This window comes from Streptomyces sp. NPDC047971 (assembly GCF_040653355.1).
Lineage (GTDB): Bacteria > Actinomycetota > Actinomycetes > Streptomycetales > Streptomycetaceae > Streptomyces.
This window is the reverse complement of record NZ_JBEZNW010000006.1, coordinates 1-13871: the sequence shown is the minus strand read 5'-3', so window position 1 is coordinate 13871 and position 13871 is coordinate 1. Positions and strand designations below refer to the sequence as shown.

12 protein-coding genes are annotated in these 13871 nt (G+C 72.0%); 11 read left to right on the top strand and 1 reads right to left on the bottom strand.

Features of this window, described 5'->3' with window-relative positions; translation table 11 throughout:
• The first annotated feature begins 8 nt into the window (after positions 1-8).
• The 5 genes from AB0D99_RS08150 (at position 9) to AB0D99_RS08130 (ending at position 4772) form a co-directional block, all read left to right on the top strand.
• Complete coding sequence (locus AB0D99_RS08150) at positions 9-860, top strand: hypothetical protein (protein WP_362358183.1); 852 nt, start codon at positions 9-11, stop codon at positions 858-860.
• 205 nt (positions 861-1065) lie between these two features.
• Positions 1066-1971: an ABC transporter ATP-binding protein gene (locus AB0D99_RS08145; protein WP_362358182.1), complete on the top strand. Its 906-nt coding sequence runs from the start codon at positions 1066-1068 to the stop codon at positions 1969-1971.
• Positions 1968-2711: an ABC transporter permease gene (locus tag AB0D99_RS08140; RefSeq protein WP_362358181.1), complete on the top strand. Its 744-nt coding sequence runs from the start codon at positions 1968-1970 to the stop codon at positions 2709-2711. The genes AB0D99_RS08145 and AB0D99_RS08140 overlap by 4 nt, the downstream gene beginning before the upstream one ends.
• Before the next feature lie 17 nt (positions 2712-2728).
• Positions 2729-4099 carry a sensor histidine kinase gene (locus AB0D99_RS08135; RefSeq protein WP_362358180.1) on the top strand — a complete coding sequence of 457 codons (1371 nt, stop codon included), beginning with the start codon at positions 2729-2731 and terminating at the stop codon, positions 4097-4099.
• Entirely contained in the window at positions 4092-4772 is a 681-nt protein-coding gene (locus AB0D99_RS08130) for a response regulator transcription factor (protein ID WP_362358179.1), read from the top strand. The genes AB0D99_RS08135 and AB0D99_RS08130 overlap by 8 nt, the downstream gene beginning before the upstream one ends.
• Before the next feature lie 25 nt (positions 4773-4797).
• Here AB0D99_RS08130 and glgX read toward each other — a convergent pair whose 3' ends face one another.
• A complete protein-coding gene (gene glgX / locus AB0D99_RS08125) occupies positions 4798-6987 on the bottom strand; it encodes a glycogen debranching protein GlgX (RefSeq protein ID WP_362358374.1) in 2190 nt (729 codons plus the stop codon).
• A gap of 248 nt (positions 6988-7235) precedes the next feature.
• Between glgX and AB0D99_RS08120 the strand changes: the two genes are divergently transcribed.
• The 6 genes from AB0D99_RS08120 (at position 7236) to AB0D99_RS08095 (ending at position 13780) form a co-directional block, all read left to right on the top strand.
• Entirely contained in the window at positions 7236-8462 is a 1227-nt protein-coding gene (locus AB0D99_RS08120) for an Ig-like domain-containing protein (protein ID WP_362358178.1), read from the top strand.
• A 187-nt stretch (positions 8463-8649) separates the two neighbouring features.
• Positions 8650-9897, top strand: coding sequence for an Ig-like domain-containing protein (locus AB0D99_RS08115; RefSeq protein ID WP_362358177.1), 1248 nt, complete (start codon positions 8650-8652; stop codon positions 9895-9897).
• An 87-nt stretch (positions 9898-9984) separates the two neighbouring features.
• On the top strand, positions 9985-10752 hold the full coding sequence (locus AB0D99_RS08110) for an enoyl-CoA hydratase-related protein (protein WP_362358176.1): 768 nt from the start codon (positions 9985-9987) through the stop codon (positions 10750-10752).
• 156 nt (positions 10753-10908) lie between these two features.
• Entirely contained in the window at positions 10909-11412 is a 504-nt protein-coding gene (locus AB0D99_RS08105; RefSeq protein WP_362358175.1) for an ATP-binding protein, read from the top strand.
• A 422-nt stretch (positions 11413-11834) separates the two neighbouring features.
• Entirely contained in the window at positions 11835-12593 is a 759-nt protein-coding gene (locus AB0D99_RS08100; RefSeq protein WP_362358174.1) for a polysaccharide deacetylase family protein, read from the top strand.
• Positions 12593-13780, top strand: a complete 1188-nt coding sequence (locus tag AB0D99_RS08095) for a hypothetical protein (RefSeq protein ID WP_362358173.1) — start codon at positions 12593-12595, stop codon at positions 13778-13780. Before AB0D99_RS08100 ends, AB0D99_RS08095 begins: the two co-directional genes overlap by 1 nt.
• Positions 13781-13871: the final 91 nt, after the last annotated feature.

Sequence of the window (13871 nt, the reverse complement as noted above, 5' to 3'; positions counted from 1 at the left end):
GGGACCGCATGACGACAACCGAGGCAGGGGCCGAGACGTACCGCGAGCGCTGCGAGCAGCTCTACCTGGCGGGCGGGAGCGCCGCGGTCCGGCGCGTGGCGAGGGAGGGCCTCGACGCCCTCGGCCCGACGGCCGATCTGTACTGCTGGCTCGCCGCCGGACACGCCGTCGAGGACGAGGACGACCATGACGACCGCGCCGAGGAGGCGTTCCGGGCCGGTCTGAAGCTCGACCCCGACCACCTCGGACTGCTCGCCGGGTACGCCGAGCTCTGTCTGCGCGCCGACGGGTTCAGCTACCCGGGGCGTGCCGCCCGCGCGGTCGAACTGACCGCCAGGATCAAGCAGCTGGACCCCGGGTCCCCCGAGGCCACGCGCGTCGACGCCGCCCACGCATGGCGGACCCGGAGCTACTGGGAGGACATCCGGTTCCAGTACGCCCGATCCGTGGTGACCCGGCGGGCCGTCGAGCAGCAGAGCACGGACCTCGCGCACGCGCTGCGCAAGGGCGGTGACCCGCAGGTGCGCGAGTCCGCGGGGGCGTACGTCGCGGCCCGGCCGGACGACCACCGAGCGGCCGTGCTCGCCGCGACCCTCGACGTCCTCTCCGAGCCGGGGCAGGCGCCCGTACGTCTCCTGGCCCGCCACCGGGCCGTCGCCTGGGCGGTCTGCGTACTCCTGGCCTTCGTCACCAACTACACGCTCGTCGCGACCGGCGTCGTCGACTCCTTCTCCCTGTGGGGCTGGCTCTGGGCCCTCCCGATGGTGGTGGTCGACCGTCGTCTGGCAGCGGCGCGGCGACTCGCGGAGGAGCGGGTCCTGGCCCGGGTCGAGGCCGAGCACGCGGCGGCGCAGGGCTGACCGTCGGCCCTCGACCCCGCCCGTCGAGGGCGCGACCGCCCTCGGCTCCCGGCACGGCCTCGGCTCCCCCCGGCGGGGGAGGACCCGGCACCGCCTCGGCTCCCGGCCGCCCTCGGAGTCGTACCGGCCGTCAACCGATCGGTTGACCGCGTTTCGAGCGGGATGGCCGATGCCCGTGGCTCGCCTCGGCGGCCACGCTGGGGACATGCCAATGATCGAAGTGAAGGGCCTGCGCAAGGCCTACGGCGGCCGGAGCGTCGTCGACGGCGTCTCGTTCGAGGTCGCCGAGGGGGAGATCTTCGGGATCCTCGGACCGAACGGGGCCGGCAAGACCACGACCGTGGAGTGCGTCGAGGGGCTCCGCGTGCCGGACTCCGGGACCGTACGGGTCGGCGGGCTCGACCCCGTCGGCCGGCACGCCGACGTCACCCGGATCCTCGGGGTGCAGCTCCAGGAGAGCGAGCTCCAGCCCAAACTGACCGTACGGGAGGCGCTGGAGCTGTACGCCTCCTTCTACGAGCGACCCGCCGACTGGCGGGCCCTCGCCGAGCGGCTCGGGCTCGACGCCCACCTGACCGCCCGGTTCGGCAAGCTGTCCGGAGGGCAGAAGCAGCGGCTGTTCATCGCGCTCGCCCTCGTCGGCAACCCGCGCGCCGTCGTCCTCGACGAGCTCACGACGGGACTCGACCCGCGCGCCCGGCGCGAGACCTGGTCCCTGGTCGAGGACGTCCGGGCGGGCGGGGTGACCGTCCTGCTCGTCACCCACTTCATGGAGGAGGCCCAGCGCCTCTGCGACCGGATCGCCGTCATCGACAAGGGCCGGATCGCCGCGCTCGACACCCCCCACGGGCTGATCGGCCGCGCCACGGCCTCCAAGGTGATCTCCTTCGCCGCCGAGACGCCCCTCGACCCCGCCGAACTCCGCGCCCTGCCGAAGGCGGCCGCCGTGGAGACGAAGGACGGCCGGACCGTCGTCACCGGCACCGACGAGACCGTCAACGCGCTCATCAGGCTCCTCGCCCGGCGCGCCGTCACCGCCCACCAACTGCGGGTCGTCGACGCCACCCTCGACGACGCCTTCCTCGACCTGACAGGAGCCGACCCCCGATGAGCACCGCGACCACGATGGTCCTGAAGACCGAGGTACGTCTCTTCACCCGCGAACCCGGCGCACTGTTCTGGGTGATGGTCTCGCCGACGCTCCTCCTGGTGATCCTCGGGCTGATCCCGTCCTTCCGCGAGGTGTCCGAGGACTTGGGCGGCCGCCGCGTCATCGACCTCTACGTCCCCGTCTCCGTCCTCTTCGCCATGATCATGGCCGGGATCCAGGCGATGCCTCCCGTCCTCGCCGGCTACCGCGAACGCGGCATCCTGCGGCGGATGTCGACCACCCCGGTCCGCCCGGCCTCCCTCCTCACCGCCCAGATCGCCCTGCACGGTGCCGCCGCGCTCCTCTCCTCCGCGCTCGTCGTCGTCGTGGGCCGGCTGGCCTTCGGCGTCCGGCTGCCGCAGAACCTCCCCGGGTACGTCCTCGCGCTGCTGCTCGCGATCGCCGGGGGCCTCGCGCTCGGTGCCGCCGTCTGCGCCGTCTGCCGTACGCAGAAGATCGCCACCGCGGTCGGGTCGGCCGTCTTCTTCCCGACGATGTTCACGGCCGGCGTCTGGGTCCCGGTCCAGGCGATGCCGGATACGCTGCAGCGGATCGTCGGGTTCGCGCCGTTCGGTGCCGCCTCGCAGGCCCTCGACGCCGCCGCGTCGGGAGGTTGGCCCGGGTGGGCGGCGCTCGGGACCATGGTCCTGTGGACGGTCGTGCTGACCGCCACGGCGGCCCGCTGGTTCCGCTGGGAGTGACGGCGAGGGGAGAGCCGATGACCGCGACGACGGTCGAGGAGCGCTGGCGGCAGTTCTTCCGCTGGGGACCCCACGGCCTGCTGGCCCTCGCCACGGTCCTCGGCGCCGCGGCCGCCGACCGGATCATGGACCGTACGGAGACGGCGGCCGCCGCGGTCCTGCTCGTCGCGGCGCTCGCCCTCCAACTCGGCTGGGACGCCCGCCAACGCCGGGTCGAGGCCGCGGGGACCGCTCCCGACGAGGCGGGCGCCGGTCCCGCCGGCCCGGAGGCCGCCGCCGTCGGGGGGACCGCCGGCGGCGGGGGAGCCGGACTCGACGAAGAGGGCGAGGGACTCGTTCCGGGCGCTCCCGGCACCGCGTCCCTCTGCTACTTCGCCCTGCGTACCGTGCTCGCCTTCGCGCTCACCTGGCTCAACCCCTTCTTCGCCGTCTACGCCTGCATCGGCTACTTCGACGCCGTCCACCTCCTGCCCCGCCGTCTCGCCCCGGCCGGGCTCCTCGTCACCGCCGTCACCATGGCCGGCTCCCAGTCCGGTGGTCTGCCGCCCGCGACGCTCGTCCACTGGTTCGTCTTCGCCGGCCTCTTCATCCTCAACGCCTGCCTCGCCGTGGTCTTCTCCCACCTCGGTGCGAAGGAGGCCGAGAAGGCCGCCGAGCGGGCCGCCACCATCACCGCACTCGCCCGCACCAACGCCCGTCTGGAACAGGCCCTCGACGAGAACGCGGCCCTGCAGGCCCAACTGCTCCTCCAGGCCCGCGAGGCCGGGGTCGCCGACGAGCGGCGGAGGCTCGCGGCCGAGATCCACGACACCCTCGCCCAGGGGCTCGCCGGGATCATCGCCCAGCTCCAGGTCGTCACCGCCACCCCCGATCCGGAGCTCGCCCGGGTGCACGTCCAGCGCGCCGCCGACCTCGCCCGCCACAGCCTCGGTGAGGCACGCCGCTCCGTGCAGAACCTGAGCCCGATCGCCCTGGAGCACGACACGCTCCCCGAGGCGCTGCGCAAGACCGTCTCCGACTGGTCCGAACGCACCGGCATCAGCGCCCGGTTCACCGTCACCGGGACCGAGGAACTCCTGCACGACGAGGTCGCCGCCACTCTGCTGCGCATCGCCCAGGAAGCCCTCGCCAACGCCGAGCGCCACTCGGGCGCGTCCAGGGCCGGCGTCACCCTCTCCTACATGGGCGACGAGATCACCCTCGACGTACGGGACGACGGCCGCGGTTTCGACCCCGGCGCCGTCCCCGCCCGCGCCGGCGGGGGCGGCTTCGGCCTGGACGGGATGAGGGCCCGCGCCGAACGCCTCACCGGTGCGGTCACCCTGGAGACCGGGCCCGGCGAGGGAACGGCGGTCTCCGCCCGCGTACCGTTGGTGCACCATGGCTGAGAACCCGCGCATCACCCTGCTGATCGTCGACGACCACCCCGTCGTCCGGGACGGCCTGCGCGGCATGTTCACCGCCGGCACCCCGGGCACCCCCGGCACCCCGGGCACCCCCGGCTTCGAGGTCCTCGGCGAGGCGTCGAACGGTGTCGAGGCCGTCGAACTCGCCCTGCGCCTCGACCCGGACGTCGTCCTCATGGACCTGCGGATGCCCGGCGGCAACGGCGTCGACGCCATCGCCGAACTCACCCGGCGCGGGGCCCGCTCCCAGGTCCTCGTCCTCACCACGTACGACACCGACACGGACACGCTCCCCGCGATCGAGGCCGGTGCCACCGGCTACCTCCTCAAGGACGCGCCCCGCGAGGAGCTGTTCGCCGCGGTCCGGGCGGCCGCCGAAGGCCGCACGGTCCTGTCCCCGGCCGTCGCCTCCCGGCTCGTCTCCCGTGTCCGCACCCCCGCCGCCCCGGTGGACGAGAGCCTCTCCGCACGCGAACGCGAGGTCCTCGAACTCGTCGCCAAGGGCACCTCGAACCGTGCGATCGCCGCCGAGCTCTTCATCAGCGAGGCGACCGTGAAGACCCATCTGACGCACATCTACGGGAAACTGGACGTCAAGGACCGCGCGGCCGCGGTCGCGGTCGCGTACGACCGCGGCATCCTGGGCCGCACCTGACCGAGGGCTCGCCGTTCCGGGTCCCTCACCCCCCGACCCGCAGCAGCAGCACCGACCGCGCGCCCACCGTCACCGTCGAGCCGCCCGCGTGGATCGTCCCCGGGGCGCGGCCCTGGTCCTCCAGCGTGGTGTCGAGCACCAGCTCGTACGACTCCGCCCACGGCGGGCCCGGCAGTCGGTACGCGAGGGGGCGCGGGCCCGCGTGGAGGACCGCCAGGAAGCTGTCGTCGGTGATCTGCGCGCCGCGCGCGTCCCGGCCGGGGATGTCGCGGCCCGAGAGGTAGAGGCCCAGGGTGGCCGCGGGGGCGTACCAGTCCTGCTCCGTCATCTCCCGGCCGCCCGGCGTGAACCACGCCAGGTCCCGCAGGCCGTCCGCGCGCTGCGGGCGGCCGGAGAAGAACGCGCGGCGGCGCAGTACCGGGTGGGCGTGCCGCAGGGCGAGCAGCCGGCGGGTCAGGGCCAGCAGCTCCCGGCGTCCGGGGTCCTCGGGCAGCGACCAGTCCAGCCAGCTCGTCTCGTTGTCCTGGCAGTACGCGTTGTTGTTGCCGCCCTGGGTGCGGCCCATCTCGTCGCCCGCGACCAGCATCGGCACCCCGGTCGACAGCAGCAGCGTCGTGAGCAGGTTCCGCAGCTGGCGCAGGCGCAGCGCGCCGATCTCCGGGTCGTCGGTCTCGCCCTCCGCGCCGCAGTTCCAGGCGCGGTTGTCGTCGGTGCCGTCCCGGTTGCCCTCCCCGTTGGCCTCGTTGTGCTTCCGCTCGTAGGTGACCAGGTCTCGTAACGTGAACCCGTCGTGGGCGGTGACGAAGTTGACCGAGGCGTAGGGGCGGCGGCCGCCCCAGGCGTACAGGTCGCTGGAGCCCGACAGCCGGTAGCCGAGGTCCCGTACGTCGGGCAGCGCGCCGCGCCAGAAGTCCCGCACCGCGTCGCGGTAGCGGTCGTTCCACTCCGTCCACAGCGGCGGGAAGGCGCCGACCTGGTAGCCGCCGTTCCCGACGTCCCACGGCTCGGCGATCAGCTTGACCCGCCGCAGCACCGGATCCTGGGCGATGACCGCGAGGAAGGGCGAGAGCATGTCGACGTCGTGCATCGAGCGGGCGAGCGCCGCAGCCAGGTCGAAGCGGAAGCCGTCGACGCCCATCTCCGTCACCCAGTACCGCAGCGAGTCCGTGATCAGCCGGAGCACCTGGGGCTGGACCACGTGCAGCGTGTTGCCGCAGCCCGTGTAGTCGGCGTACCGGCGGGCGTCGGACTGGAGCCGGTAGTAGCCGCGGTTGTCGATGCCCTTCAGGGAGAGCGTGGGCCCCAGTTCGCCGGCCTCGGCGGTGTGGTTGTAGACCACGTCGAGGATGACCTCGATCCCGGCGGCGTGCAGCGCCCGGACCATCCGCTTGAACTCGCCGACCTGCTGGCCCGCGGTCCCCGACGAGGAGTAGCCGGCGTGCGGGGCGAAGTAGCCGATGGAGTTGTAGCCCCAGTAGTTCCGCAGGTCCCTGCGGAGCAGATGGTCCTCGTGGGCGAACTGGTGCACCGGGAGCAGCTCGACCGCCGTCACCCCGAGCCGTACGAGATGCTCGATCGCCGCCGGGTGCGCGAGCCCGGCGTAGGTGCCCCGGAGTTCCTCGGGGATGCCCGGGTGGAGCTTGGTGAAGCCCTTCACGTGCAGCTCGTAGATGACCGAGTCGGGCCAGGGGGTCTTCGGCCGGCGGTCGTCGGACCAGTCGTCGTCGTCCAGGACGACGACGCCCTTCGGGACGAACGGCGCCGAGTCGCGGTCGTCCCGCACGGTGTCGGCGACATGCTGCTGCGGCCAGTCGCGGACGTGCCCGTACACCTCCGGCGGCAGCGCGAAGTCCCCGTCGACGGCTCGCGCGTACGGATCGAGGAGCAGCTTGGCCGGGTTCCAGCGGGCGCCCGTCCACGGGTCCCAGCGGCCGTGCACCCGGAAGCCGTACCGCTGGCCGGCCCCCACTCCCGGCACGAAGCCGTGCCAGATCTCATGGGTCAGCTCGGTCAGCGGCAGCCGTCTCTCCGTCTCCCGACCCGCGCCGTCGGTGTCGAAGAGGCACAGCTCGACGGCCTCCGCCCCACCCGCCCACAGCGCGAAGTTGGTGCCGGCGACCCCGTCGGGTCCCACCCGGCACCGCGCGCCCAACGGGGTGGGCGCCCCCGGCCACACCACGGGCCGGGGCGGCCCCGGGGCAGCGGAGAGCCCCACTCCGTCCCGTACCGCCTCCTGCTCGGCTGCGCTCGACACCTGTCGGCCTCCCGCGGCTCGTCGGGCCCTCCCCCACAGCCACCGGCATGGGAGGTACCCCCATGTCGCGGAGGGCGCGGCGTCCCGGCCGCGACTCCCCGCACGTGGTCCTCCCACCTGTTCTGCCCGGCCGACCGGTCTCCCAACATGACCCGCACGCACGTTTCCCCTGGAGGGTGGCTGTCGTTGGGCCGGGCGTGAAACACGTAATGAAGCGGGTGAGGGCCGGCGCGGGGCTCGCCCTGGCGGCGGCGGGACTGGTGGCCGGGCTTGTGGGCTGCACCGACAAGGGTGGTGGCGGCGGCGGTGGAGGCATCGACATCTCGCTGCCGGGGAAGGCGCGGGCACCCGGCGACGTCATCCGGATCAGCCCGGAGGACGGCAGCCGGGCCGTGTCCGCCGAGGGGCCCGTCGAGGTGAGGGTGGACAGCGGACGCCTCGAACGGGTGACCGTCGTCCAGGTCGAGGACGCCCAGCGGACCGCGGTCCCCGGCGCGATCAGCGAGGACGGGCTGCGGTGGCGGCCGAAGGCCGGCGCGCGGCTCGCGCTCGCCGCGAAGTACAGCGTGGACGCGGTGGCGCTCGACGCCCACGGCCGGCGCTCCGCCCGGCACACGACGTTCACCACCGTCGTGCCCGAGCGCCGGTTCATCGGCTACTTCAAGCCGGAGAACCGTTCGACGGTCGGCACCGGCATGATCGTTTCGTTCGCCTTCAACCGGGCCGTCGAGAACCGGGAGGCGGTCGAACGGGCCATCAGGATCACCTCCGAGCCGCCGGTGGACGTCGTCGGCCACTGGTTCGGCGAGGAGCGGCTCGACTTCCGTCCGGAGGAGTACTGGCGGCCCGGTACCAAGGTGACCGTCGACCTCGCGCTCCGCGATGTCGAGGGCGCGCCGGGGGTGTACGGAATCCAGCGCAAGACGGTCGGGTTCACGGTCGGACGCTCCCAGGTGTCCGTCGTCGACGCGGCGGCGCACACGATGGAGGTGCGCAGGGACGGTGACGTCCTGGCGACCGTGCCGATCACGGCCGGTGCCCCGAAGACCACCACGTACAACGGGAAGATGGTGGTCACGGAGCTCTTCGACGTGACGCGGATGGACGGCCGCACGGTCGGCTTCGGCGGCGAGTACGACATCAAGGACGTACCGCACGCGATGCGGCTGACCGAATCGGGGACCTTCCTGCACGGCAACTACTGGGCCGATGCCTCGACCTTCGGCTCGGCCAACGTCAGCCACGGCTGCATCGGTCTGCGGGACGAGAAGGGCGGCAGCGCGGACTCCCCGGCGGGCTGGTTCTTCGACCGGACCCTCATCGGTGACGTGGTGGAAGTGGTCAACTCCCGTGACCGAAAGGTCGCTCCCGACAACGGGCTCGGAGGATGGAACATGGAGTGGGACCGGTGGAAGGCCGGCTCCGCCCTGCGGTGAGCCCCTCGTCGTCCCCTCGCTGACCTGTCTCACGTGCACGGTTCCCGGATCGACTGGGACTGAACGGTGACATTCGCGTGGAACTTTCGTGTCCTACGGTGTGATTATCTAGCGCCGTGTGCGCGGAGGATGCGCGCGGGGGTGCGGGCCGTGGTGAGACCAGGCCGTGCGAGGGGAGACGACCATTTTGAACGGGCAGCCGATATCGGCCGGGGTGGGGCGTGGACGGCGGCGCGGGGGCGCACGTCTGCAGGCCCTGGCTGTGGGAGCGTTGCTCCTGGTGCTGACGGCGTGCGGGGGCGGGGACCCGGCGGGCGGCGGCAAGGGCGGACAGGACCCCGCGCAGAGCGGGGGCAAGCAGGAGAACGCGGCCTCGCAGGCGGTCGTGACGATCGCCCCGAAGGACGGTGCCGACTCGGTCGCCACCAGCGGCGCGCTGAAGGTGACGGCGGAGCAGGGCAAGCTGACCACGGTCACCGTCGCCGACTCCAAGGGCACCGAGGTCGAGGGCAAGATCGCCGCGGACGGCTCGAACTGGACTCCGGTCGGCCACCTGGCGGCGGGCACGCAGTACAAGGTCCACGCGATCGCGAAGGACGCCGAGGGCCGTGAGTCGGCCAAGGACACCACCTTCACCACGCTGACCCCGAAGAACACCTTCATCGGCCACTACACGCCCGAGGACGGTTCGACCGTCGGCGTCGGCATGCCGGTCTCCATCCGCTTCACCCGGGGCATCACCGACCCGGCGGCCGTCGAGAAGGCCATCAAGGTGACCGCCGAGCCCGCCGTCGAGATCGAGGGCCACTGGTTCGGCAACGACCGCCTGGACTTCCGCCCGGAGAACTACTGGGCCGCCGGCACCAAGGTGAAGGTCGAGCTGAACCTGGACGGCGTCGAGGGCCGCCCGGGTGTCTACGGCAAGCAGAAGAAGACCGTCTCCTTCACCATCGGCCGCCGTCAGGTCTCCACCGTCGACGCCACCGCGAAGACGATGAAGGTCGAGCGCGACGGCAAGATCATCAAGACGATCCCGATCACCGCGGGCGCGCCGTCCACGACCACGTACAACGGTCAGATGGTCATCAGCGAGAAGTACAAGGTGACCCGGATGAACGGCGCCACGGTCGGCTTCGGCGGTGAGTACGACATCAAGGACGTGCCGCACGCGATGCGTCTGTCGAACTCGGGCACCTTCGTCCACGGCAACTACTGGGCCTCGCCCGGCACCTTCGGCTCGGCCAACGTCAGCCACGGCTGCGTCGGTCTGCGGGACGCGCGCGGCGCCGGTGACGGCTCCACCCCGGCGGCCTGGTTCTACGACCGCTCGCTCATCGGCGACGTGGTGGTCGTGAAGAACTCGAAGGACAAGCAGATCGCTCCGGACAACGGCCTGAACGGCTGGAACATGTCCTGGTCGGAGTGGATCAAGTAGTTTCCCGGACCACCTCGTACGACGGACCCGGTGCTGTGAGCAACAGCACCGGGTCCGCCGTCGTTAACGGCGGCTAACCTGCCGGGTATGACTGTGAACCTCGAAGTCGCCGAAGGCGTCGGCACCATCCGTCTCGACCGTCCCCCGATGAACGCCCTCGACATCGCCACCCAGGACCGGCTGTTGGAGCTGGCCCGGGAGGCGACCGACCGCGACGACGTGCGGGCCGTGGTCCTGTACGGCGGCGAGAAGGTGTTCGCGGCGGGCGCGGACATCAAGGAGATGCAGGTCATGGACCACGCGGCCATGGTCAAGCGGTCGCGCGCGCTCCAGGACTCCTTCACCGCGATCGCCCGCATCCCCAAGCCCGTCGTCGCCGCGATCACCGGCTACGCCCTGGGCGGCGGCTGCGAACTGGCCCTGTGTGCCGACTACCGGATCGCCGCGGACAACGCCAAGCTCGGCCAGCCCGAGATCCTGCTCGGTCTGATCCCCGGCGCCGGCGGCACCCAGCGGCTGTCCCGTCTGGTCGGCCCGTCGAAGGCCAAGGACCTCATCTTCACGGGCCGGATGGTCAAGGCCGACGAGGCGCTGACGCTCGGCCTGGTGGACCGTGTCGTTCCGGCGGCCGAGGTGTACGAGCAGGCGCACGCCTGGGCCGCGAAGCTCGCCCAGGGTCCCGCCATCGCGCTGCGTGCCGCGAAGGAGGCGATCGACCAGGGTCTGGAGGCCGACATCGACACCGGTCTTGCGATCGAACGCACCTGGTTCGCGGGTCTCTTCGCCACGGAGGACCGCGAGCGCGGGATGCGCAGCTTCGTCGAGGAGGGTCCGGGCAAGGCGAAGTTCGTCTGATCTCCGGCTCCCGGGGCGGCCGGCGGTACCCTACTCGTCAGTACCGCCGTCCGCCAAGGGCATATGCCCTATGAATTCGGCGGAATTGCCGATTCCGGGGCCCTGATTCCCGCGGAACGGCCCCGCGGCCCGTTCCGTCCGGCCATGATGGGGGGCATGGCGGGCCTGGAGGGTGTGGAACAACCGCGGCAGCACGGCGGTGCGACCGCAGCGCGGTGGGTGCCGACAGCCGAGGACGAACAGGCCCTCAAAACGCTGGAGTTGTACGGGAACCCGGCCGAGGAGGACGTGCGACTGCCGTCCCGTCCCGAGTCCGCCGCCGTCGCCCGCAGGCTCACCCAGTGCGTCGTTCTGCGTCAGTGGGCGCTGTCCCCGCAGATCGCCGAGCACGCCGTTCTGCTCGTCTCCGAACTCGTCGGCAACGCCGTGCGGCACACCGGCGCCCGGGTCTTCGGGCTGCGGATGCTGCGTCGCCGCGGCTGGATCCGGATCGAGGTGCGCGACCCTTCGCGCGGGCTGCCGTGCCTCATGCCGGTCCAGGAGCTGGACATCAGCGGGCGCGGGCTCTTCCTCGTCGACAAGCTCTCCGACCGCTGGGGCGTGGATCTGCAGCCGCGGGGCAAGACGACCTGGTTCGAGATGCGCGTCTCGGACCGCTGACCTCCCCTCCGCTCGGACTGGCGGTCGCGGGTCTGCGCCGGACGCCCCGGACGCACAGAAGCCCCCGTCCGCCGCTGTGGGGCGCCTGGGGGCTTCCGTGAGGACGGCCGTGGATCGGGGGGGTGTATCCACGGCCGTGAAAACGACCTGGCCCGGGTCAATGGGGGTCGTGTCTTCGACTATGGCAGACGGCGGGCCATCCCGCCAAAAGTCCCTAGTGGGGCAAAATCGGTCAAAGGGTGATAGTTCTCCGATGAATCGTTGGTGACCTAGAGCACCCACCTTGTAAATGGTGAATAAGTATGGCGTTCACCGCTTGTTTCATCGACTCGACCGCACGGTCGACGTCGGCGCGCGACCCGCAAACGTCCTGAATTGGCCCAATCGTTAGAAAACGGGCATCGCGGGCCTTAAATGGGCGCGTGACCCCGACCGACCGCCGTGGCGCACTCCGGGCCGGTGCGGCGGCCGCCGTCGCGGGAGCGCTCACCACCGCCTGCGGCACCGACGCCCGCCCCGCGCCCCACCGCCCCGTGCCCGCCCCCGTGCAAGCCGCCCCGGCCCCCCGCCGCTTCCCCGGCCGTCCCGTCGAGATCACCAACGGACCGCGCGACCGCCCCGAGGTCGCCCTGACCTTCCACGGCCAGGGGGACCCCGCCCTCGCCCGTGCCGTCCTCGCCGCGGCGGAGAAGGGCGGCGCCAGGGTCACCGTCCTCGCCGTGGGCGACTGGCTCGACACCCACCCCGACATGGCCCGCCGGATCCTCGACGGAGGCCATGACCTCGGCAACCACACCCAGCGCCACCTCGACGTCAACGCCATGAGCGAGGACGAGGCGCATGCGGAGATCAGCGCCTGCGCCGCGCGGCTGCGCCGGCTCACCGGCTCCATCGGCACCTGGTTCCGGCCCTCCAGGGGGCGCGGCGCGAGCCCGGCCGTCCAGCGGGCCGCCCGCCGGGCCGGCTACCCGCACGTGCTCTCGTACGACGTCGACTCCCTCGACTTCACCTCGCCCGGCGCCGCGGCCGTCGTCCGCAACGTCACCGGGCCGATCCGCAACGGGTCGGTGGTGAGCCTGCACCTCGGCTACCCCGACACGCTCGCCGCCCTGCCGCCCCTCCTCGCCGACCTCGACCGCCGCGGCCTGCGCGCGGTGACGACCACGGAGCTGCTGACCTGATGCTGCCACTCACCAAGAGATCGAAGAGCCTCCTCGCCGCCACGCTGCTCGCCGCGCTCGCCGGGTGCGGCGCCGCCGACGACGGGGCCGAGCCCCGCGGCGGCGCCAAGAAGGAGGCGGTGGCGCGCCCGGCCGTACCGAAGGAGGCCGCCACGGACGGCCTGCCCGGGATGCCGCCGCTGCTCGACCCCAAGGACGTCTACGCGGCCGACCGGCCCGGCCGGCTCTCGCCCGTGGTCAAGGACTTCCCGTCCCGGGTCTACGTGCCCAACACCAACTCCAACACCGTCTCCGTCATCGACCCGACGACGTACAAGGTGATCGAGACCATCCCCGTCGGCGTCCAGCCGCAGCACGTCGTCCCCTCGTGGGACCTGAAGACGCTCTGGGTCAACAACAACCGCGGCCACACCCTCACCCCGATCGACCCCGCCACCGGGACCGCCGGCAAGCCCGTCGAGGTGCACGACCCGTACAACCTCTACTTCACGCCCGACGGCAAGTACGCCGTCGTCATGGCCTCCCTCGACCGGGAGCTCGTCTTCCGCGACCCGCACACCATGGACCGCAAGAAGACCGTCCCGGTCTCCTGCTACGGCGTCAACCACGCCGACTTCTCCGCGGACGGGCGGTACTTCGTCGTCTCCTGCGAGTTCTCCGGCGAGCTGCTGAAGGTCGACACGGCGAAGATGGAGGTCATCGGCCAGCAGAGGCTGCCCTTCCAGGGGGCGATGCCGCAGGACGTGAAGCTCTCCCCGGACGGGAAGACCTTCTACATCGCCGACATGATGGCCCACGGCATGTGGGTCCTGGACGGCGAGAAGTTCACCCCTCCGCGGCTGATGCCGACCGGCAAGGGCGCCCACGGCCTCTACGTGTCCCGCGACTCCAAGGAGATGTACATCCCCAACCGGGGCGAGGGCTCCATCTCGGTCTTCGACTTCGGGAAGAACGAGCTGACGAAGAAGTGGTGGCTGCCGGACGGCGGCTCCCCGGACATGGGCGGCGTGTCGGCCGACGGCAAGGTGCTGTGGCTCTCGGGACGCTACGACTCCGAGGTCTACGCGATCGACACCGCGACCGGCAAGCAGCTCGCCCGCATCCCCGTGGGCGGCGGCCCCCACGGCCTCGCGGTCTACCCCCAGCCCGGCCGCTACTCCCTCGGCCACACGGGCGTGTTCCGCTAGTATTCTGAGTCGGGAATTCTGTTCAGATGTGTAGGCTTGCTGCATGGCGCGGACGGGGCGGCCGAAGGCCGAGTTGACGTTGTCGGACGAG

Excerpts from the sequence above, each read along its gene's own strand:
- AB0D99_RS08105 (WP_362358175.1), top strand. The coding sequence starts at position 10,909 with ATGGCGGGCCTGGAGGGTGTGGAACAACCGCGGCAGCACGGCGGTGCG.
- AB0D99_RS08130 (WP_362358179.1), top strand. The coding sequence starts at position 4,092 with ATGGCTGAGAACCCGCGCATCACCCTGCTGATCGTCGACGACCACCCC.
- AB0D99_RS08140 (WP_362358181.1), top strand. The coding sequence starts at position 1,968 with ATGAGCACCGCGACCACGATGGTCCTGAAGACCGAGGTACGTCTCTTC.
- AB0D99_RS08095 (WP_362358173.1), top strand. The coding sequence starts at position 12,593 with ATGCTGCCACTCACCAAGAGATCGAAGAGCCTCCTCGCCGCCACGCTG.
- AB0D99_RS08120 (WP_362358178.1), top strand. The coding sequence starts at position 7,236 with ATGAAGCGGGTGAGGGCCGGCGCGGGGCTCGCCCTGGCGGCGGCGGGA.
- AB0D99_RS08135 (WP_362358180.1), top strand. The coding sequence starts at position 2,729 with ATGACCGCGACGACGGTCGAGGAGCGCTGGCGGCAGTTCTTCCGCTGG.
- AB0D99_RS08150 (WP_362358183.1), top strand. The coding sequence starts at position 9 with ATGACGACAACCGAGGCAGGGGCCGAGACGTACCGCGAGCGCTGCGAG.
- AB0D99_RS08145 (WP_362358182.1), top strand. The coding sequence starts at position 1,066 with ATGCCAATGATCGAAGTGAAGGGCCTGCGCAAGGCCTACGGCGGCCGG.
- AB0D99_RS08110 (WP_362358176.1), top strand. The coding sequence starts at position 9,985 with ATGACTGTGAACCTCGAAGTCGCCGAAGGCGTCGGCACCATCCGTCTC.